Origin of the sequence: Mesorhizobium sp. IMUNJ 23232 (genome assembly GCF_044326205.1) — a bacterium.
Classification (GTDB): Bacteria; Pseudomonadota; Alphaproteobacteria; order Rhizobiales; family Rhizobiaceae; genus Kumtagia.
Genome location: NZ_JBIRCY010000095.1, coordinates 1 through 21172 on the forward strand (window position 1 = coordinate 1; position 21172 = coordinate 21172).

13 protein-coding genes are annotated in these 21172 nt (G+C 64.5%); 11 read left to right on the top strand and 2 right to left on the bottom strand.

What is annotated here, in order from left to right:
- Nucleotides 1-227: 227 nt before the first annotated feature.
- The 3 genes from ACH196_RS35660 (at nucleotide 228) to ACH196_RS35670 (ending at nucleotide 4143) form a co-directional block, all read left to right on the top strand.
- The gene (locus ACH196_RS35660) at nucleotides 228-689 is read left to right on the top strand and encodes a hypothetical protein (RefSeq protein ID WP_396651567.1); all 462 of its coding nucleotides are present in this window, start codon (nucleotides 228-230) and stop codon (nucleotides 687-689) included.
- 4 nt (nucleotides 690-693) lie between these two features.
- Nucleotides 694-1140, top strand: a complete 447-nt coding sequence (locus ACH196_RS35665; RefSeq protein WP_396651568.1) for a hypothetical protein — start codon at nucleotides 694-696, stop codon at nucleotides 1138-1140.
- A gap of 234 nt (nucleotides 1141-1374) precedes the next feature.
- A complete protein-coding gene (locus ACH196_RS35670) occupies nucleotides 1375-4143 on the top strand; it encodes a beta strand repeat-containing protein (RefSeq protein WP_396651569.1) in 2769 nt (922 codons plus the stop codon).
- A gap of 143 nt (nucleotides 4144-4286) precedes the next feature.
- On the opposite strand, the gene ACH196_RS35675 is transcribed toward ACH196_RS35670, so the two are convergent.
- The gene (locus ACH196_RS35675) at nucleotides 4287-5288 is read right to left on the bottom strand and encodes a helix-turn-helix domain-containing protein (protein ID WP_396651570.1); all 1002 of its coding nucleotides are present in this window, start codon (nucleotides 5286-5288) and stop codon (nucleotides 4287-4289) included.
- A 248-nt stretch (nucleotides 5289-5536) separates the two neighbouring features.
- On the opposite strand from ACH196_RS35675, the gene ACH196_RS35680 reads away from it, so the two are divergent.
- The 7 genes from ACH196_RS35680 (at nucleotide 5537) to ACH196_RS35710 (ending at nucleotide 13654) form a co-directional block, all read left to right on the top strand.
- Complete coding sequence (locus ACH196_RS35680) at nucleotides 5537-6163, top strand: TetR/AcrR family transcriptional regulator (protein ID WP_396651571.1); 627 nt, start codon at nucleotides 5537-5539, stop codon at nucleotides 6161-6163.
- Between the two features lie 2 nt (nucleotides 6164-6165).
- The gene (locus tag ACH196_RS35685) at nucleotides 6166-6642 is read left to right on the top strand and encodes a hypothetical protein (RefSeq protein ID WP_396651572.1); all 477 of its coding nucleotides are present in this window, start codon (nucleotides 6166-6168) and stop codon (nucleotides 6640-6642) included.
- Nucleotides 6643-7107: 465 nt separating this feature from the next.
- Nucleotides 7108-9840: a beta strand repeat-containing protein gene (locus ACH196_RS35690; RefSeq protein WP_396651573.1), complete on the top strand. Its 2733-nt coding sequence runs from the start codon at nucleotides 7108-7110 to the stop codon at nucleotides 9838-9840.
- 107 nt (nucleotides 9841-9947) lie between these two features.
- On the top strand, nucleotides 9948-10391 hold the full coding sequence (locus ACH196_RS35695) for a cupin domain-containing protein (RefSeq protein ID WP_396651574.1): 444 nt from the start codon (nucleotides 9948-9950) through the stop codon (nucleotides 10389-10391).
- A complete protein-coding gene (locus ACH196_RS35700; protein ID WP_396651575.1) occupies nucleotides 10378-10638 on the top strand; it encodes a YgjV family protein in 261 nt (86 codons plus the stop codon). The genes ACH196_RS35695 and ACH196_RS35700 overlap by 14 nt, the downstream gene beginning before the upstream one ends.
- 49 nt (nucleotides 10639-10687) lie before the next feature.
- Entirely contained in the window at nucleotides 10688-11233 is a 546-nt protein-coding gene (locus ACH196_RS35705; RefSeq protein WP_396651576.1) for a GNAT family N-acetyltransferase, read from the top strand.
- A 429-nt stretch (nucleotides 11234-11662) separates the two neighbouring features.
- Nucleotides 11663-13654: a mechanosensitive ion channel family protein gene (locus ACH196_RS35710; RefSeq protein ID WP_349009681.1), complete on the top strand. Its 1992-nt coding sequence runs from the start codon at nucleotides 11663-11665 to the stop codon at nucleotides 13652-13654.
- Nucleotides 13655-14110: 456 nt separating this feature from the next.
- On the opposite strand, the gene ACH196_RS35715 is transcribed toward ACH196_RS35710, so the two are convergent.
- On the bottom strand, nucleotides 14111-14593 hold the full coding sequence (locus tag ACH196_RS35715; protein WP_349009682.1) for a sigma 54-interacting transcriptional regulator: 483 nt from the start codon (nucleotides 14591-14593) through the stop codon (nucleotides 14111-14113).
- Between the two features lie 180 nt (nucleotides 14594-14773).
- Here ACH196_RS35715 and ACH196_RS35720 point away from each other — a divergent pair.
- A partial coding sequence (locus ACH196_RS35720) for a beta strand repeat-containing protein (RefSeq protein WP_396651577.1) occupies nucleotides 14774-21172 on the top strand: 6399 nt, incomplete at its 3' end.

Genomic DNA, 21172 nt, shown 5'->3' on the forward strand with positions numbered 1-21172 from the left:
ATTGCGCGTGACCCAGGTCTATCGCCGCGATGGCCCCGACTGGCAAATGGTGCATCGTCATGCGGATCCGCTCGTCACCAAGATCAGCCTCGAGAGGGCGGCCGCACTCGCGCGTGGCGATTGAAGGGCAGGCTTCCGTGACGACGAAATCGGCAGTTTTAATCCTCGCAATCGCAATTGATGAAGCCATGGTGCAGCCGGTCAGATCGCGCCGGAAAGGATGTGACATGCTGGACATGCCGACAACCGTGATCCGAAGCGCAGAATGCGTCGAGATCGCCGATCTAATCGGCGCAGCCCTGACGCCGTTTCTCAGCGTCGGGCGCCAGCCGATCGAGCGATACATCGCCTATTCCCGCAACATCGCGGATCGCTGGAACGCTGGCGACCTGCTGGTCGTTGAAAGCGCGGAAGGCATTGCCGGCACGGTGACTTATGTCGACCGATGGCGCCGGCAGGACCGCCTTCTACCAGTGCGCGACGACGGATCCGAGGTCATCGGCCTTCACACCGGAGCCTTCATGGCGACGGCGCCAGGCCTCTATCATCGGACCGGCTTCGTGCGGAGCCCAGAATACGACTTCTTCGCCTCGTCCCTCTTGGCGTTCGATACGTCGGAAGGCGACCTCCTCGTCGCGGCCTACCGGCCCGACCTCCAGTCGGCTCAGCCGCACTCGCATGGACGCTAGCATCATGGACAATTCAAAACTCTACCTCCTGCTTTGGACCGCCCTGTGTTTCTGGTGTCTCGGACAGGTCTGGTTTGGGCAGATCGTCATCTATCCGCTGTTCGCGAAGGTCGGACAGACCGATTACATCGGTTACCACCGCTTCTATACGAGACGCATCCCGCTTGTGGTTATCGTGCCGGGTGTTGCCTGCTTCCTGCTGCCGGTCGCGCTGGCGTTCCTCTGCCCGGCTGTGCCGGCCTGGATGACAGCCGGCAACGTGGCGGCCGGCATTGTCGGGCTTCTGGTCACCGTCGGTCTGGCGATCCCGCGGCACGGCAAGCTGGAGAAGTTCGGCAAGAACGAGGCGCTCATCGCCGAACTGGTCCGCTACAACTGGCCGCGCACGGCCTCAATCACTGTTCAGGCGGCAGTCACGATGTTGATGCTGGCTCACGTGCTCGGAGGCTGACCGAGCCACTCCACCCAAAATAACAAGGCAACGGCGCTGTAGGATTCAATCTGCCAGGGTCACGGCCGACAGTCGTGACCTTGGTTGTCATCCGCTCTTATCGCAGGCGACCTGACGCCAACCCCATCCAACTGGATTCATGCCGCCGTCCGAAGTGCCGGACGGCGAACCCTGCCGCATGTCGGCAGCAACCCGCCGCGCGTGCGGCAGATCAAACTTTAAAAGGAATACATTATGGCTACTGTAAATGGCGATGGAGGTAACAACTTCCTCCAGGGTTCCGCCTTTGCCGACACGATCAATGGCTTCGGCGGCAACGACACACTGGTCGGTTTCGGGGGGCTCGATACTCTCGACGGAAGCGTGGGGGCCGACACTGTGGACTACAGCGCCTCGGGCGCGGCCGTTTTCATCGATCTGGTGAATGGAACCACGGAGGGCGGCGACGCCGAAGGTGACACTCTTATCTCGATCGAAAATTTCGTTGGTTCTTCCTTCGATGACGGATTCAGGGGCGACGAAGGCGGAAATGCAATCTTCGGAGGGTCGGGCAATGACGTCATTTTCGGCAACGGCGGCAATGACGTGCTCGTTGGCGGCTCCGGCGGCGACAGCATGTCAGGCGGTGATGGCGTCGATATGGCCAGCTACGAAGGGTCTCAGGTCGGCATAATCGTTAACCTCCTAACCGGGGTTGCGGGTGGGGGTGACGCGACCGGAGACGTTCTTGTTGGTTTCGAGAATCTTAGGGGTTCTGCTTTCGGTGACACGCTCACAGGCGATGACCTGGCAAACTTTATCGAAGGCGGCGGCGGCGATGACATCATCGCTGGTCTCGGCGGCAATGACGTGCTGGTTGGCGGTTCCGGCCTGGACAGCCTGTCCGGCGGCGACCAAAGTGACTTTCTCGTTGGAGGGGCCGAAGCCGATCTTCTCATCGGCGGTGCCGGAATCGATGCGGCCGACTATTCGGCTTCGGGAGCCGGGGTGACGATCAAGCTTACCGGCGGCTTTGGCGACAGCGGCTTCGGCTCGGGTGGCGACGCCGAGGGAGACTTGCTCGGCAGCATCGAGAACCTTCAAGGTTCCATCCATGCCGACACGCTCGAGGGCGATGCATTAGACAACGCCATGAACGGTCTCAGTGGAGACGACACCTTGCGTGGCCTTTCCGGCAACGACGTCCTCGCCGGTCAGGTGGGCGCGGACACGATCGACGGCGGCGATGGCGTCGACACGGCGGCGTATGATTCTTCCGGCGCCGCCGTCGACATCTCCCTGCTGCTTGCCATCGCGCAAGGCGGCGACGCGCAAGGCGACACCCTGATTGGTATCGAGAACGTCAACGGCTCGGGCTTCGGCGACATCATCAGCGGCGACGGCGGCGACAACCGCCTGCTGGGGTTGGACGGTTCCGACGAACTCAACGGCTTTACCGGCAAGGATGTGCTGGAGGGCGGCAGCGGCGTCGACCGGCTGTCCGGTGGCGAGGGAGACGACACTCTAATCGGCGGCGCGGATGGCGACGACCTATTTGGCGACGACGACAGCGACGTTCTGATCGGAGGTGCTGGGGCTGACCGGCTAGACGGCGGCGAGGGTATCGATATTGCCGATTATTCTGGCTCGTCTGCAGCCATCGTCTTATCGCTCTCATCGGACACGACCACCACGCGGGCGAATGGTCTTATTGCCCTCGGCGCCAGCGGTGGCGATGCAGAAGGCGATATCCTCGACAATATTGAGCAGGTGCTGGGCAGCGTCTTCGATGATGACATTGAGGGAGATGCACGTGCCAATAAGCTCAACGGCGGCGAAGGCAGCGATCTCCTCAAGGGTGAAGACGGTGGCGACACGCTGGATGGCGGAGCTGGCAGCGATATTCTGGTCGGTGGCCAAGGCAACGATCTTTACATCGTCACCCAGGCGGACAACGTCAGCGAGCTTGCCGGCGAAGGCAATGCGGACCGTGTGTCCGCACTGGAAAGCTTCGTCCTGAAAGACGGCGATGACATCGAGATCCTATCGACGACGAACACCAGCTTGGGCATCGCTATCGACCTGACCGGCAACAGCCAGAAGCAGGAGATCCTCGGCAATGCCGGCGCCAACGTCCTGCACACGGGTGGCGGCGCCGCAGACGTGATGAAGGGTTTTGGCGGCAACGACATCTACCGGGTGTTCAACTCGGGCGACGTCGTCGTCGAAACCTCAGGCAATGGTTTCGACCTGGTGCTTGCCGCAGTGGATTACAAGCTCGGGGCCGGTGCTGAGATCGAGCGACTGTTCACCAACGGCTCGACCGGCACCTCGGCCATCGACCTGAGCGGCAACGCATTCCAGCAGGAGATCGCCGGCAATGCCGGCGCCAACATCCTGCATGACGGCGGAGCGGGCGAGTTCGACCTGATGCGGGGCTTTGGCGGCAACGACACCTATCGTGTGTTCAACTCTGGCGACGTCATCGTCGAAAGCACCTCGCAAGGCAACGCAGACAAGGTGATCGCGGCCGTGGATTACAAGCTCGGTGCGGGCGTCGATATCGAGATCCTGCAGACCAACGGCTCAACGGGAACTTCGGAGATCGACCTGACCGGCAACGAATTCGGCCAGCAGATCATCGGCAATGCCGGCGCCAACCGCATCGAAGGCAAGGGCGGCATCGACACGCTGCGCGGCGGCAGCGGGGCGGATACGTTTGTGTTCGCTTCGACGATCGGGGCGGCCAATGTCGACAAGATCCTTGACTTCAGCGTGCCGGCCGACCGGATGCTCTTGTCCGACGCGATCTTCACCGCGCTCGACACCGGCACATTGTCGGCGGCGGTGTTCCGCGCCAACACCACCGGCCTGGCGCAGGATTCGTCCGACCACATCATCTACGAGCGGGACAGCGGAAAGCTGTTCTACGACGCCGATGGCGTGGGTGGTTCGGCCGGCATCCACTTCGCCACGCTGACCGTCGGACTGGCGCTCACCAACGCCGACTTCTCGGTGGCGTAGGCCGCCGCCGTCGACAACTCAACTCCCGCCCGTTTTCGGGCGGGAGGTGGAGACCGCACACATTACCCCAAGGAACGTCCCCTTAGGCGGACTACCGGCGGAGCGAATTATGCCCGACCGTCGGTGCAACCATGAAGATGCCCTCAAATATTCAGTGCCGGCTGATCATGCACCTGTTTTCGCCAGCGCGATGGGGCCGTGCCCTTGTGGGCAGCGAACACGCGGCTGAAATGCGCGCTGTCATTGAAGCCGCAGGAAAAGGCGATATCGGTGATCGACCGGTCCGCCGTCTCCGGTTCGGCCAGCAGCCGGGCAGCGCGGTTCACCCGCTCTTCCCACAGGCGGTTCATGATCGTTTCCCCGCGCTCCGCGAACAATTTCTGCAGGAGCCGCAGCGATACTTTGAGCTGCTGCGCCATTTCCGCGGGAGCAAGGTCCGGCTCGTCGGATCGCAATGCGATAAGGCGGAGGGCACGGGCATAAAGGTCTGCCTGGCGCGCCGCCGGCAGGCCACGGGCTTTCGCGATCTCGGCGGCGTCGCGCGTCGCGCCGAGCGCCAGCGCGATGAGATCGTGGACGTGGCTCACTGCCAGTCGGGAGGACTCGGCCGATATGGGTGCTTCGCCTTTGAACACGAGGTCGGTATAGCCTGTCAGCAGCCGCATCGCCTCCGCATCACTCGGGATTGGGTTGAGCAAGGCGTCATCCAAGCTTGCGATCGCCGGCGCGAGATCGCTCCCCAGCAGGGAGTAGTTTGTCAGCCGCGCGGCCGTCCGCTCCATGAAAAATGTGTCATGGCTCGAAGCCAGGAAAGCACCGCCCTCTTGGACGATTACTTCTCGGCCGCGCTGCGTTGCCGTGGCCGTCCCTTCATGGACCACCACCAGCACGAGGTCGCGTGCCCCGTCCGCGTCCATTTCGCGCGTGCGGGCAATGCGAACTGCGTCAGAGGCGATGTGCGCAATTCCAAGACCAGGCATCACAAAAGTGTTCGCGCCGAAGTCGAACCAGTCCCGGGTAGCCTTTACATCCAAATTCCCCGTTGCGCGTGTGAGCATTTCCCGAAACGCATCCAGCCGCCTGCCCGGCGGCAACTCACCCGTCGAGAACCTGATCTGCCGAAATGCTTCGTCCGCCGGAGCCATGCGTTCGCTCTCAGTCAAAAGGCCGGGCGCTCTCGGTCAAGCGCGCCAGGCGCCTGCCTGTTACTCCTCCCGAACAGGAAAGCCGACCGTTAGGGGCAAGCTGGAGATGACGATAATGACCGAAATGTGTCCCGACCCTTCTGGTGATGGCATGTCGCAGACCGGGAGACGTTCTCTTCACAAGCCATCAACGGTCTTGACAGTTCTACTGATGATATGGCAGTAGAGCTGCCAACGCAAGGCGGACAATGACCGAGACGATGACACCGATGTCGGCGCGCGCCGAACTGGCCATGCTTACCCAGAACAGGATCATGCGCGGCGTCGCCGACATTCTAGCGACGGGCAACGGCGACGTCACCTTCAAGGCGCTTGCGACGGCCTCAGGCGTGCCGGAGCGCACGATCTATCGCCACTACGCCACCAAGGAAGTCGTGCTGGGCAGCTTCTGGAGCTGGATGAACGAAAGGCTCGGCATGCCGGCGCCACCCCGTTCGCCCGAGGAACTGGTCGAGCAGGTGCCGGTGGTGTTCGAAGCCTTCCAGGCGGGTGAGCCGCTCGTGCGGGCGATGCTGCACGATCCTCACGGGCGAACCGCACGGCTGGGCGGCGGCGACGCGCGGCGCGAAAAATTTGGCGAGGCGCTGAAGGATGTCCTGGCCGGCCTGGAGCCTTCCGACCGGACACGGCTGCTGGCAAGCGTGCAGGTGCTGTTCTCGGCCGCCGGCTGGGAGACGATGAAGGACTATTGGGGCCTGTCCTCGGCCGAGGCCGCCGACGCGGCGCAATGGGCAATCCAGGCGTTGATCGAACACGCAAAGAGAAGCGCCGCGCCGCCCCGGGACATCCCGGCCGCTTCGCGCAAGGAGAGTTGATTATGCTTTATCATGCCTCATTCAACGTGCGGGAGCCTGAAAAGGTCGCTCAGGCTTTGGCCGGGATGCTGGATGCCACGGCAATCCGCGCGCCGGTCCCGCCGTTCCCGGACGGATCGTGGTTCGTCTGCTACGGTGACGACAATGGCTCCTTCCTCGAAGTGCTTCCTTGGGGAAACATCCTCGACCCGGGCACTCGCTTCGGCATCGGCTTCGACGAAGGGATGCGGCCGCACGCCGGCAGCCATGTGCTGGTGCGCACCCCGCATGCCAAGGAAGAGATCAGGACGAGAGCCGAACGGCTCGGCTGGCGCTGTGAGTTCGTCGATGCGCGGCTATTCGAGGTGGTAAAGGTTTGGATCGAGAATGCCAGCCTCATCGAGTTCCTGCCACCGGAGTTCGTCCCAGCCTATGTTGCGACCTTCGGGACGGAAGGTATCCGATCGCTCGATCGAAAGCTGCGGGCCATGGAGCCCTAGACAAGAGCGAAATCCCAGCTCCCGCAAGCTGACGACTAGCCGGCAACCACACAAGACAGGCCCGTGAGAGAACACTCATTCGGTCGGTGACGACCGGAGGGTTGGTCTGCGTGCCCATTCGGGCACGGGCAAAACAAGGTCACGCTAACAAATGTCGTTGGCGTGGCGGTGAACCATCAAACGAGAGGGACTCGGCAAGAACCGGGTCGCTGCATTTCAGAGATAGGGCCGGTCAGAGTTCCGGTCGGTGATGACATGATTGCACCTATCGAACCCGCGCCCTGACGGGTATCCGGCGCCATCAGCGAGACAACTCGCCTGGCGGACGGCCTCAAACAAAAAAACAAACTCACGATCCCTCTGGAACTTATCCGCCGCCGGCAAGGCCGGCCGGCGAACCCTGCCGCACGCCGGCAGCAACCCGCCGCGCATGCGGCAGATCAAACTTTTGGAAGGAATGAAATGATGCCTGTTTTTGATGGCGACAACGGTGATGACGTCTTGGGTGGTGGAAGCGGCGCCGATACGCTCAACGGCTTTGGTGGCAACGATACCCTGCACGGACTAGGCGGAGCCGATGCACTTAACGGAGGCGAGGGAATTGACACCGCCGACTACAGCAAATCCGGCGCGGCTGTCTTTCTCGACCGCATTAATGGCACAGCAGAAGGCGGTGATGCGCAGGGCGACGGCTTCAGCTCGGTTGAGAACTTTGTCGGCTCCGCCTTTGGCGACGGCATTCTCGGCGACAGCGGCGCCAATGTTATCGATGGAAGGTCCGGCGATGACACCATCTTCGGCAATGGCGGCGACGACGTGCTCATCGGAGGCTTCGGCGGTGACATTATTGGCGGTGGAGATGGCATCGACCTCGCCAATTATAAAGACTCCGATGCTGGCGTTGTCATCGATCTGCTGATCGGAACTGCAAGCGGCGGACATGCTGCCGGTGACATTCTCGGGGGCATTGAGAACCTTGTTGGTTCGGTGTTTGCGGACACACTCATCGGCGACAATTTCGATAACCGAATCGATGGCGGCGGAGGCGAAGACGTCATCTCCGGGCTCGGTGGAAATGACCGGTTGTTTGGTGCAAATGGCTTCGACACGCTGTCGGGCGGTGAGCAGAATGATTTTCTTATCGGGGGGTCCGGCGGCGACTTCCTGGATGGTGGCGCCGGCATCGACGCGGCCGACTACTCGACTTCGAGCGCCGGCGTCACAGTCAAGCTTACAGGTGGCCTCGGCGACGCCGGCATCGGCACGCATGGCGATGCCGAAGGAGACTTTCTGGTTGGCATCGAGAATATCCAGGGATCAGTCCACAGCGACACGCTCGAAGGCGACGGGTTTGGCAACGCCATAAACGGTCTTTCTGGTGATGACACCTTGCGCGGCCTGTCCGGCAACGACATCCTCGCCGGTCAGGTGGGGGCGGACACGATCGACGGCGGCGATGGCATCGACACGGCGGCGTATGACTCGTCCGGCGCGGGCGTCACCATCTCCCTGCTGATTGGCACCGGCGAAGGCAGTGATGCGCAGGGCGACGCGCTGATCAACATCGAGAATGTGATCGGTTCGGGTTTCGGCGACGTCATTAGCGGCAACGGCGCAGACAACCGCCTCCTCGGCCTGAGCGGCTCCGACGAACTCAGCGGCTTCACCGGCAGGGATGTGCTCGAGGGCGGTGCTGGCATCGATCGGCTTTCCGGAGGCGACGGCGACGACACCTTGGTCGGCGGCGCGGATGGCGACGATCTCTTCGGTGACGACGACAACGACATTCTGATCGGCGGCGCCGGCGCGGACGATATGGACGGCGGTGACGGCATCGATATCGCCGACTATTCTGCATCGTCGGCGAATGTGCAGATTTCGCTCCGGCTCAACACCGCCACCGGGGGTGACGCGCAGAGTGACACTCTCGCCAACATCGAGCAGGTTGCCGGCGGCGCTTTCGACGACGACCTCGAAGGCGATGAGACGGCCAACAAGCTGTTCGGCAACGCCGGCAGCGACGTCATTGTCGGTGGTGGCGGGGGCGATACTCTCGACGGTGGAACCGGCAGAGATACGTTGAGCGGCGGCGAAGGCAACGATCTCTATATCGTGACCCGCACCGACAGCATCATCGAGGGGGTAGGCGAAGGCACGGCCGACCGTGTGGCGGCGTTTGAAGACTTCACCCTTGGCGGCGGCGACAATATCGAGATCCTGTCGACGACGGATACAAAGGGCACATCCTCCATCTCCCTGACCGGCAACACGCTGAAGCAGGAAATCCTTGGCAACGCAGGCGCTAACGTCCTCCACACGGGTGGCGGCGTTGCCGATGTGATGAAGGGTCTCGGCGGCAACGACATCTACCGGGTGTTCAACTCGGGCGACGTCGTCGTCGAAACCGCCGGCAACGGCTTCGACCTGGTGCTCGCCGCGGTCGACTACAAGCTGGGGGCCGGTGCCGAGATCGAGCAGCTCTTCACCAACGGCTCTTCCGGAACGTCAGCGATCGACCTGACCGGCAATGCTTTCCAGCAGGAAATCGTCGGCAATGCCGGGGCAAACACGCTTCATGACGGCGGGACAGGCGAGTTCGACCTCATGAGGGGATTTGGCGGCAATGACACCTACCGGGTATTCAACTCCGGCGACGTCATCGTCGAAAGCACCTCCCAGGGTAACGCCGATAAGGTTGTGGCCGCCGTCGACTACAGGCTCGACGCCGGGGTCGATATCGAGATCCTGCAGACCAATGGTTCGACCGGCACATCGGCGATCGATCTGACCGGCAACGAGTTCGGCCAGCAGATCATCGGCAATGCCGGCGCCAACCGCATCGAGGGCAAGGGCGGCATCGACACGCTGCGCGGCGGCAGCGGCGCGGACACTTTTGTGTTCGCCTCCACCTTGGGGGCTGCCAATGTCGACAAGATCCTCGACTTCAGCGTGCCGGCCGACCGCATGCTCTTGTCCGATGCGATCTTCACGGCGCTCGACACCGGCACCCTGTCGGCGGCGGCGTTCCGCGCCAACAACACCGGTCTGGCGCAGGATGCTTCCGACCACATCATCTACGAGCGGGATAGCGGAAAACTGTTCTACGACGCCGATGGCGTCGGCGGTTCGGCCGGCATCCACTTCGCCACGCTCACAGGCGGCCTGGCGCTCACCAACGCCGACTTCTCGGTGGCGTAGGCTCTCACAAACACTTCACCTGGCGCCGCCCCCTTCAGTGGGTGGGCGGCTGCTGGTGGGCCGCTTCAGCCAAAAAAAAATGCGCAAACTCTTGGCGGTGGCGCGCAATGGAGAACAATCCAATGAAATCCTGTAAGTTCATCCGCGGCGGCAAGCAGTTTCGCGGCAGGCAGGGCCTTGACTACTTCGCCGGCATCTCGGCCGAGACCGTGGGCTCGGAGGGCATCTGCATGCACCTTCTGACGATGCCGCCGGGGGCAACTGCGAAAGCGCATTACCACCAAGCCCACGAGACCGCGATCTACATGCTGGAAGGCGTGATCGAGGTAGCTCACGGTCCGAACCTGGAGCGTGTCGATCGCGGCCAGGCCGGCGACTTTGTCTACATCCCGGCCGGCGTTCCGCACCAGCCTCGCAATCCAACCGGGCAGGTGGCGAAAGCCCTGATCGCCAGGACCGATCCGAAGGAGCAGGAAAGTGTCGTCCTTCTTACCGAAGAGGAAGCGACCATGCGGCCTCACATGCGGGAGGATCGTCATGATCTGGATTGAGATAATTGGATTCGTCGGCAGCGGCTTCGCCATCCTCACCTACTGGATGCGCGACATGCTCGCGCTGCGGATCGTCGCCATCCTGAGCTGCGTCTTCTTCATCGCCTATGCAGCGATGATAGGCAGTTACCCGTTGAGTCTCATGGAACTGACCCTGCTGCCGATCAACACCTATCGGCTGTTCGAACTGCTGCGGCCACGCTGTGGGCCAGTGGCTCCACTTCCGCGCCGGCCGGTCACCGAATGAGCCGACCGGCGAAAACCTCAATCTTCTACGGAATCAAACGATGCTATCCATGGAAAAATACCATGCCGGGCACATAAGACCCGCGGATCGGTCGGAGACGACCGAAATCTCCTACCTGATCGCAGCCGCCTTCGAGCCCTTTCGTGGCAATGCGCCGACCGAAGCGCTCAGACTCTATATCGAGAATTCGTGCAACATCGACGAACGCGGGGACAAGGGCCAAGTGCTGGTGCTTGACCACAATGGCCACATCGTCGCCACCGTCACCTATTATGCCGATGCGACGCTGGAAGGTCTTGGCTGGCCGCACGGGTTCGCCGGGTTCCGCACGCTGGCCGTGCATCCACAGGCGCGCAGTCACGGCTTCGGCCGCCGCCTTGTCGACCGCTGCATCGACAACGCCCGCCGCGACGGCGCCAAGGCCGTCGGCATCCATTCCGCCGCCTTCATGGAACGGGCCTGCGGCATGTATGAGCGCGCCGGCTTTGTGCGGTGCCCTCAATACGACATCTACGCCTCCAGCATTCTTGGCTTCGACCGCAGCCTCGGTGACGAACTCGTCATCGCGTATCAGCTGCCGTTGCCGGAGAGCTAATCGCCAGCACACATCAAGATCGCTTCGACGCCCCCACTAGATGTTTGACCCCTGAGTTTGATGGTGCCTGGTTTTCCAGGCAATGGAAGGATGTGCTATAGGACAGGTTCTTCACGGCCGCGCCACAACGACAGAGGCGATCCGTTGAGTAATACAAAATATTCAAGAGAGCCTGGGGCTCAAAGCTCTACGGGTTTAGTCCCAAGACCGTCGCCAATATAGGCCACGATCCCGCATCTGACCCGTTCGTCACTTCATCGCTGTCTTTGAGCGCCACGGCATCTCACGGCTGCCGAAGTGGAGGACGGCATAGGCATCAAATGCCTGTCTGCGGGAACAGTTGTTGCTCCGACCCCTATTTCGCGATTCTTAATAGGATCACGCTAACGGTGGTCTGTTAACGACCTTGCGACGGCAGAGGTGGTCGAGTTGAGCAAAGCAACACCGGCGGTTGATGTGTCCAGTCAAGGCGATCCTGTGGCAGCGGTTGAACAGGTAGTTCAGCAGCTATTCCACGGATTGATGCTTGGATTGCGCGGTATCGGCGAAGTGAGGGGCTTGCTATCAGCATCCGATGACGGGCTTTTGGCAGAGGGTTCGTCTTGGGCATTGGCGCATGGAATCGCGCTGGTTGTCCTCTTAAGCGCAGCCGCCTCGAGCCTTGCGGTGTTTTACCTTTTCCGTTCGTTCCTACATCAGCAACTGGCTGGAAACGACACAATCGGTCACTTGAATCGCGCGCTGCGGCAACTGGTCGTCGATCTCATCGCGTTGGCCGTATTTGTCGGCGTAGCACGCCTCCTCGAGGCGCTTATCACGAGCAATGGCAGTTACACGCAAAGCCTAGTCCGAGCCATCGTCATGGCCGTAATCGTCGCCCTTTGCTGGGCGATCCTCGGTCGGTTGCTGTTTTCGCCCAATGAAGCGCGCGTCCGTCTCGTCGAAATCGCAAGGCCGCGCTGGCATTGGACCATGCTCGTCATCTACGGCGCCATCGGCGCGTTTTTCGCTCAGACAGTGCGTTTGGGTTACGCCAAAGGCGCCGATCCTTTGGCGCTTGAGGGCTGGTTCTTCATGGGAACAACGATTCTGACCGTCGTGAAACTTTTGTGGTTCATCGGCGGCGCGCGCGACATGCGGCGCGCATTTGCCGGCAGGGAGCCAGGTCGCCTTCGCTGCGTCGCTGCCTACTGCCTGCCCGCGTTCTACGTGCTAACGGCCTTGCTCATCTGGTTGGCTAGTGGGCTGGCCGCCGGCACGCCGCAAAGCCCAAGCTGGATCTCCGCCACCGGCTCGACACAGATAGTCCTTCTTTTTCTGCCCGTCCTCGCGCTTGGTACCCATGCACTTGCGGCAGCGGTGATCCGCCGTGTTATTGCCTCAGGTGAGCGCACACATTTCGAGATGGCGATGCTTCAGGGTCTGCAGGTATTGTTGACCGGAGCAATATGGCTCACGGGCATCTATCTGATCTTCAGACTTTGGCGGCCGATCCTTACGGATACGGCTGACGCACCGGCGCTGCATTTCCTCATCCAGATTGAACGCGTGATACTGGCTGTCGTGCTCGCTTTCGCATTCTGGAGTTTCCTGCGCACCTTCTTCGAGCGCTTGGCGCCATCCAAACGGCCCCTGATACCAGGCACCACCGACGACGGGGGTCCGGTTGCGAGTGCCGGCCGCCTCTCGACCGTCATGCCCATTATCCGTAACATCGCGTTCGGCGCGATTCTCGCGATACTAGGACTCGTGGTACTATCCTCCATCGGCGTTGATATCGGCCCTCTTATCGCGGGTTTTGGGATTCTCGGCCTCGCGATCTCCTTCGGTTCCCAGACGCTGGTGAAGGACATTGTGTCTGGCATCTTCTTCATCGCGGACGATGCGTTTCGCGTTGGAGAATATGTCGATAGCGGAAGACTGAAGGGCACCGTCGAGCGCATTACGCTGCGTTCGCTGCAGTTGCGGCACCAGAACGGTCCGCTTAACACCATTCCCTTCGGCCAGATTCAGTCGATTACCAACTACAGCCGCGATTGGAGCACGATCAAATTCGAGATGCGCTTCGATCGAGACGCAGACCCCGAGCGCATCCGCAAGACTGTGAAACGCGTAGGGCTCGAAATGCTCGAGGATCCCGATATGGGTCCACAATTCCTTGTTCCGCTCAAGATGCAAGGTATTCAGGACGTAACGGAAAATTCGATCGTCATCCGGTTCAAGTTCACAGCCAAGCCAGGCAATCCCAGTCTCATCCAACGACAGGCCATGAAACGCCTGCTGATAGCCTTCAAGGAGGCGGGCATCGTGCTCTCCTCCAACGCGGTAGTGGTTCGAGGCGGACCAGATTCCCATTCTTCCGGCGCAGCCGCCGCAACTGCGTCGGCCATGGCAATGGAAGCCGCGGCGCAACCTGGGTGACTCGCCGAGCCAGTGAGGCAATATCTCCCTGTAGATGGCGTCGGCGATAGCGTGCCATCGTCCGGTGGCGGGGCATCGAGCCGAGAGCGTGCTCAACGTTGCGGACGAAGCCCGCAACGTGCCTGTTCGGTTGCCAAAGGCTTGGCCGGTTGTAAGCGCCAATAAAATCCGTGAGGTGAGCTTCGCACTGGTGATGGCTGACACGACAAATCAATTTCAGGTTAGCTTCCGGCGCCAAGTGAACCCGATTCGAATCCGACAAAGCCAACACCTGGTTCGATTTCGTTTACCACAACGGCGATGAAGCCATCTTCAAGGCAACACGGAATTCCCAATCCCTTCCGTTCAATTTTTTGCGTAGGGTAATGTAATCCTACACTTGCACTTGGATGGCCGGCGCCTTGAATGGGGCTTGGCGCGTGGGCATGCGATAAGTGGGGGGATCGCGATGGGAACCTAGACCGATATCCGACACGAGCTCGATGACCGGCGTGAGGGCCGCTGCCACCGGAGATGTGGCGTCTCCCGCGCAGGACGGTCGAGAGGTCCGCGTGCGAGAGCGGCTCCCACCGGGCAAGCGTGATCACTGGGCTTCTTGGCGCCGCGGCGATCCGTGCTGCCAAAAGATACGTTGCTCATCCGGTGACGAAGCCGGCCTACCCTGCCTGACCTCGCTTTCGCCGGGCCGCGCCAGCCCTCATCATATACCCGCCTCGCTTTGATGGCCGGGAGGATCACCGGCACGAAAGGCTTGTCCGCCCGGTCGACAGCGAGTGCAGCGAGCGCGGCCGCGACCTCCTTGCCGGTTCCCGATCGACCGGTCAGCAGGACCGAGGTCGGAAGCGGCGCCACCTTGGCGATCGTCTCGCGCACCTCGCGGATGGCGGGCGACTCGCCGATCACCTCAGAAGCGAGATCGGTCATGCCGGCCAGTCGCATCCAACGGCTTCATAGGAAATTAGACGACGCTGTTGCTTGACATCAACTACCCAATCAGAAAGGTATCTTACCCAACGGCAACAGATTCGGTTTCCATGAATATTGATCGTCTGCGCCTCGACAAAGATGCGTGCCGGATGGGCGTGCATGCCGTTTGAGTGATCGGGTTGGGGGACAGCGATGACAAAGAGACTGAATTCGGACGGCCGCTCTAGGACCGGCGACCGGGCCTCGGCCGATGGAGGCGCGATGCCCGGTGTCCAGGATGGGACCGCCCGCCGGATATGGCGGGGGGGCACGGCCAGGATGGCCATGCCGATCGGGCCGACCCGAGCCGGCCTGATCGCGGGATTGCTCGGCACCACGGCCTGGCTCGCCATGCCGGACACGGCCGCGGCCCAAAGCTGCGGCATGCAAGGCAGCGTCTATACCTGCACCTATTCCGGCAACACGTACGCCTACAACTTCTTTTACGCGAATGCCGATGCCCCCGATGCCGTGCCGATGACGGTGACATCGACCGGCGACATTACGATGGCGGTGCAACCGGGCCAGGGTGACACGCTGAATTTCGGCGCCTTCGGATTCAGCCAAACCAACAAGAGCGGCGGCAACACCCAAGGCCTTCAGTTCACCAACTCCGGATCGCTCACCCTCACCGCCGGAGCATCGTGGGGTAACAACACCTACGGCATACAGGCGACGCAGATCGCCGGCTCGGGCGACAATGGCGGTTCGAGCGGCAGCCTGAGCGGAAGCGGCGTCCCTGCGGGCATAACCATTAACAACTCCGGGACAATCGACCTTGAGCTGTCTGGCATCCAGGTCGGTGGCGGTGCCGCCATCTCGGGGTTCGATTCCGGCGGGAACGGCGTGTCGGGAGGCTCAGGCGGTTCGTCCGCGGGCGTGTCGATCACGAACAGTGGCCAAATCACTGTTAATGTGAGCAGCTATGCCGGCTTCGCCGGCATCACCGCCCAGTCCGTGGGGGGCGACGGCAGCACCAACGACGCGGGCGCCGGCGGCGCCGTTACGATCGACAATTCCGGCTCGATCAGCGCGACGGCGATTGGGTCCGCCGGCTTCACCGGCCTCTACGCGCAGTCGCTGGGCGGGAATGCGCCGTCGGCATCCCAGAGCCAGAGCAACTCGGCCAGCGGCGGGGACGCCGGCCTCGTGACGGTGACGAGCTCGGCGGCCGTCGACGTGGGCTTCACGTGGTCGAACGCGGCTTCGCCGAGCGAGGCCACGCTCTTCGGCATCTACGCCCAGTCGGCTGCCGGCGACGCCGGCAACAACCAGCACGGCTCCGACACCGGCTCCGTCGGCGTCGCGGGCAACGCGGGCGGCGCGAGCATCACGCTAACCCAAGGCGGCGACGTCTCCGTCGTCCAGAGCGGCACGCCCCCGACGGCCCAGGACGACTTCCTAGGCGCCGGCGTCGGCGCCTTCGCCTCCGGCGGGCTCGGCGGCAACTCGGCCGAGACCTCGAGCAGCGCGGTGTCCGGCACGCCCGGAGGGAGCATCGCCGGCGTCGGCATCAAGATCACGGACGCCAGCGTCACGACCAGCGGCGACGGACTGCCGGCCCTCCTCGCTGTGGCGCAGGGCGGCACGGGCGGCGGCGGCGGCTGCGCCCAGGGGCCGGTCGACGGCCAGGACTGCAACACCGTCAATAGCCGCGACGAGGGGCGGCACCAGAACGGCGGCGTCGGCGGCTCGATCGGCGAGAGCGGCATCGTCATCCAGGCACAGAACGAGGCGGTGCAGATCACGACGGACGGCGACAACGCGCCCGCCATCGTCGCTTCTCTCACCGGCGGCGACGGCGGCGACGGCGGCGGCATGATCTATTTCGGCGAGGCCGACGCCGGCAGCGGCGGCAACGGTGGAACGGTCACGGGCTCCGGCCTGACGGTCGAGCTCGCCGGCACCACCCAGACCCCGATCACCGTGCAGACGACTGGCGCCGATTCGCCCGCGATCTTCGCGGCCAGCACCGGCGGCGATGGTGGCGACGGCGGCGTCGCGAAGACGACGAGTGCGAGGTCTTTCGCCGGCCCGGGTGGGACCGGTGGCGTCGGCAGCGCGGTGACGGTGGCCCTCATCTCCACAACCGTCGCGACCGAGGGCGACACCTCGTCGGCCATCGTCGCGCAGTCGCGCGGCGGCGATGGCGGCGTGGGCGCGCTCGCGATCGGCGGCTCGGCGCACGGCGGTGTCGGCGGCAACGGCGGCGCAGCCGGACCGGTGCTGGTGACGCTGGACAGCAACTCGAGGGTCGCGACCCAGGGCACGCAGTCGATGGGCATCCTCGCCCAGAGCATGAGCGGCGCCGGTGGCAACGCCAACGGATCGAGCGGGCTCGGCAGCGCCGGCGGCGGCGGCGGCACCGGTGGCGGCGGCGCGGGCGTGACGGTGCAGAATGCGGGCGGCATCACCACCGCGGACGAGGAGGCGCGCGGCATCTTCGCGCAGGCGATGGCGGGCAACGGCGGCGCCGGCGGCGGCGCCAACGCCCTCTTCAGCTCAAGTGGCGGGACCGGCGGCGGCGCCGGCAGCCCGGGCGACGTCACGGTGACGAACACCGGCACGATCTCGACCAGCGGCGAGGGCGCGCAAGCGATCCTGGCGCAGTCGATCGGCGGAACGGGCGGCGCCGGCGGTTCGTCGAGCGGCGTCTTCTACGTGGTGGGCGGCACCGGCGGGACCGACCCGTTCACGACGACGGGCGACAGCGTCACCGTCAACCAGTCCGCCGGCGCCATCAGCACCTCCGGTCAGCTCGCGTTCGGCATTCTCGGTCAGTCGATCGGCGGCGGCGGCGGCGACGGTGGCAGCGCCTCTGGGATCAGCGTCGCGGTCGGCGGCGGTGGCGGCAACGGCGGCCTCGGCGGTGAAGTGGTCGCCAATCTCACCGGCGGATCGGTGACGACGACGGGCGACCAGTCCGCCGGCGTCGTGATGCAGTCGATCGGTGGCGGTGGCGGCAACGGCGGCAACTCCACGGGCACCGGCGTAGAGCTGACCGTCAGCCTCGGCGGCACCGCCGGCAGCGGCAGCGACGGCGGTACCGCGACAATCTACAATTACGGCACCTCGATCGTCACCAGCGGCACCAAATCGCCGGGCATGGTGGTGCAGTCGATCGGCGGCGGCGGCGGGACAGGCGGCGGCGCGCTCGGCTATACAGTGGGTGCGGGGTTCGCGGGCAGCTTCGCGCTCGGCGGCAGCGGCGGGTCGGGCGGCGACGGTGACTGGGCGGCCGCGACCGTATCCGGCGCCTCGATCCTCACCGGCCAAAACGCCCTCCTGATCAACGGCACGTTCGCGCCCGACGGGCAGGCCACCACGTGCCCTCAGACCCTGCCGTGCAACATCCTGCCGATCGACAATTACGGCGTCGTCGTCCAGAGCATCGGCGGCGGCGGCGGCCTGGGCGGCTCGGCGACGGCCAAGGCGCTCGCCGTTTCGGTGCCCACGGGCGACGAGGGGAACTCGGCGGCGGTCGCCGCGAGCATGGCGCTCGGCGGCAACGGTGGCGCGGGTGGCAACGGCAGTCTCGCGGAATTCTCGCTGTCGGACGGTGGCACGGTTCAGACCCTAGGCCAGGGCTCCACGGCCGTGCTGGTCCAGAGCATCGGCGGCGGCGGCGGCGCCGGTGGCGATTCCAGTGCCCTCTCGGTGGCACTCGGTTACAACAAGCTGATCCCGGACAGCGGCACCTCGGCCGTCGGCACCACGATCTCCGTCTCGCACGGCGGCAAGGGTGGCACCGGCGGCGACGGCGGCGCCGTAAACGTCGCGCTCGGCGGGTCGGTGGTGGACAGCGCGTTCAATCCGGACAACTCAAGCCTGACGAGCACCGTCACCACCTACGGCGACTTCGCCGACGGCATCAAGGCGCAGTCCATCGGCGGCGGCGGCGGCGATGCCGGCACCGGCAGCAGCAACACCCAGCAGTTCGGCACCGGCACCTCGAACAATCTCAAAATGGTCCTGGGCTCGCAGGGCGGAGGCGCCGGCAACGGCGAGACTGTCATCGTCAATCTCTACGAGAGCAGCTCGATCACCACCTACGGCTCGGGCGCGATCGGCGTCGTCGCGCAGTCGATCGCCGGCGGCGGCGGCTCCTCACAGGGCGGCTCGCTGGCGCTCTCCCAAGGCTCCGGGATCGACATCAAGCTCGGCACCCAGGGCGGCGGCGGCGGCACCGGCGGAACGGTCGCCGTCACCAGCGACGGCGCGATCTCGACCCAAGGCGGCGACGCCACCGGCATCCTTGCGCAGTCGATCGGCGGCGGCGGCGGCCTCGCCGGCTCGTCCGGCTCCGACGCCTCCGCCGACAACCCGGTCACCGTCGCGACCAATGCGCGCAAGACCGGCTCCTCGATCGCCAAGTATGTGGAGAACGGCGGCGACATCAACCCGCAGTTCAACCTCTCCATCGGCGGCGCCGGCGGCAGCGGCGGCTCCGGCGGCGTCGTCTCGGTCGCGGTCAACAACGACGTCACGACGCTGGGCGACTGGGCGCACGGCGTGGTGGCGCAGTCGATCGGTGGTGGCGGCGGCAAGGGCGGCACCGCCGCGGCGACCGGCACGGCGAGCGCGAGCAACGTCAACATCAACCTCAACATCGCCGTCGGCGGCAGCGGCGGCAACGGCGGCGACGGCGGCCAGTCGACCAGCGTCGAGTTGGGCGAGGGGCCGTCCGGCAGCACGCTGATCACGACCGGCGGCGCCGGCGCCGGCTTTGGCGCGGCGGGCGTGGTCGTCCAGAATATCGGTGGCGGCGGCGGCATCGGCGCCGACGGGTCCGACCGCGCGCTCGGCACTATCTCGCTCGGCTTCTCGCAGCAGGGTGGCAGCGGCTACGCCGGCAACGGCAACACCGCCGAGCTGACCTACTCGAACAACGCCGGCACCCAGATTGTCACCAGCGGCGCATTGGCCGACGGCGTGGTCATCCAGTCGATCGGCGGCGGCGGCGGCATCGGAGGCGCCGGCAGCAGCGCCTGGCCGGGCGCGGCGAACGGCACCTTTGACCTCACGGTCGGCGGCGGCCAGGGAGCCAACGGCAACGGCGGCGACGTCACCTTTGCGCCGAACGGCGGCTTCATCGACATCACCACAACCGGCTACGGCGCCTACGGCGTGCTGGCGCAGAGTATCGGCGGCGGCGGCGGCACCATCCTGGCGGCGCGCAACGGCAACAACGCCGGCACCTACCTCGGCGGCACCTATTCCGGCTCCGGCGGCAACGGCGGCACCGTAACGGTCAACCTCGGAAGCGAAAGCAACATCACAACCAGCGGCAACATGGCGTTCGGCATCGTCGCGCAGTCGATCGGCGGCGGCGGCGGGGCGATCCGCGTCGCAGGCTACACGACCGACGTCGCGAACATGCTGGTCGGCGCGGGCAACACCACGTCGACCTACCCGACGGAGGGCTCTGGCAACACGGTAACGGTGGAAACCGCCGGCACCATCACCGCGAACGGCCCCGCTTCGATCGCCATCTTCGCGCAGAGCGTCGGCGGCGGCGGAGGACTGATCAACAACGGCGTCAGCCTCTATGCCGGCGCGCCGCTCTACGACAAGTGCGACTCGAAGTGCGATGCGGGCGGCGGCGGCGCCGTCGAGGTCACCGTGGAGTCCGGCGGCAACGCCTATGCCACGGGCGAGAACGGCATCGGCATCTTCGCCCAGTCCGCCGGGCCGAAGACCAGCGCCGTTACCGTGAACGTCTCCGGCAACGTGCAGGGCGGCACCGGTTCCTCCTCCGCCGGCGTGTGGATCGACAGTGGCAGCGACAACCAGGTCAACATTGAGAGCGGCGGCAACGTCTACACCGCCGGCGGCGGCAACGCGGTGACGACGACGGGTGGCGGCAGCACCAAAGTCAACAACGCCGGCGATGTCATGGGCTCCGTGCTGCTGAACGGCGGCACGATGGCGAACGCCGCAACCGGCGTCTTCGCCGCCGGCGCCGTTATGGGCGGCGACCTGGCGAACCACGGCCTCGTCGCGCTGGGGCGGGTCAACGACCGTGCGACGCAGGTGACCCGCGTCGACGGCGACTTCACCCAGTCGGCGAGCGGCCGGCTCGAGGTGCTGTTCGACCCGCTCAACCGCGCCGCGAATCGCCTCGACGTCAACGGCACAGCCACGCTCGACGGTGAGATCGCCGTCGTCGCCCGCTCGCTAGTTCGCGACCGGGAACTCGCCATTGTGAGGGCTGGCCAGAGTCTGACTGGCGCTCTGACCGCTGTCGACACCCGCGCCATCGATTTCGAGGCGCGCACGGCGGCCGGCGAGGCGCGGGTCGCAGCGATCGATTCCCGGTTCGCCGCGGCATTCGATTCGCTGTCGCGCAACGAGGAGCGGCTCGGCGAGCACCTCGACGCGATCTTCGACAACCGCTCGACGAGATATGCAGGGCTCCTTGCCGCGCTGAACGAGATCGGCGTGGCCGACGACACGGGCGTCGCCTACGCCCGCGCCCTGGCCGCGCTGTCGCCCGGCGCGTCGCAGGCGATGGCAGCGGCGCAGCCCGCGCTGGCGCGGGGCAGGCTCGAC

What these genes read in the sequence shown, in the direction of transcription:
- ACH196_RS35685 (WP_396651572.1), top strand. Translation starts at nt 6,166, where the DNA reads ATGCTTTATCATGCCTCATTCAACGTGCGGGAGCCTGAAAAGGTCGCT.
- ACH196_RS35670 (WP_396651569.1), top strand. Translation starts at nt 1,375, where the DNA reads ATGGCTACTGTAAATGGCGATGGAGGTAACAACTTCCTCCAGGGTTCC.
- ACH196_RS35695 (WP_396651574.1), top strand. Translation starts at nt 9,948, where the DNA reads ATGGAGAACAATCCAATGAAATCCTGTAAGTTCATCCGCGGCGGCAAG.
- ACH196_RS35665 (WP_396651568.1), top strand. Translation starts at nt 694, where the DNA reads ATGGACAATTCAAAACTCTACCTCCTGCTTTGGACCGCCCTGTGTTTC.
- ACH196_RS35705 (WP_396651576.1), top strand. Translation starts at nt 10,688, where the DNA reads ATGGAAAAATACCATGCCGGGCACATAAGACCCGCGGATCGGTCGGAG.
- ACH196_RS35675 (WP_396651570.1), bottom strand. Translation starts at nt 5,288, where the DNA reads ATGGCTCCGGCGGACGAAGCATTTCGGCAGATCAGGTTCTCGACGGGT.
- ACH196_RS35680 (WP_396651571.1), top strand. Translation starts at nt 5,537, where the DNA reads ATGACCGAGACGATGACACCGATGTCGGCGCGCGCCGAACTGGCCATG.
- ACH196_RS35715 (WP_349009682.1), bottom strand. Translation starts at nt 14,593, where the DNA reads ATGCGACTGGCCGGCATGACCGATCTCGCTTCTGAGGTGATCGGCGAG.
- ACH196_RS35660 (WP_396651567.1), top strand. Translation starts at nt 228, where the DNA reads ATGCTGGACATGCCGACAACCGTGATCCGAAGCGCAGAATGCGTCGAG.
- ACH196_RS35690 (WP_396651573.1), top strand. Translation starts at nt 7,108, where the DNA reads ATGCCTGTTTTTGATGGCGACAACGGTGATGACGTCTTGGGTGGTGGA.
- ACH196_RS35700 (WP_396651575.1), top strand. Translation starts at nt 10,378, where the DNA reads ATGATCTGGATTGAGATAATTGGATTCGTCGGCAGCGGCTTCGCCATC.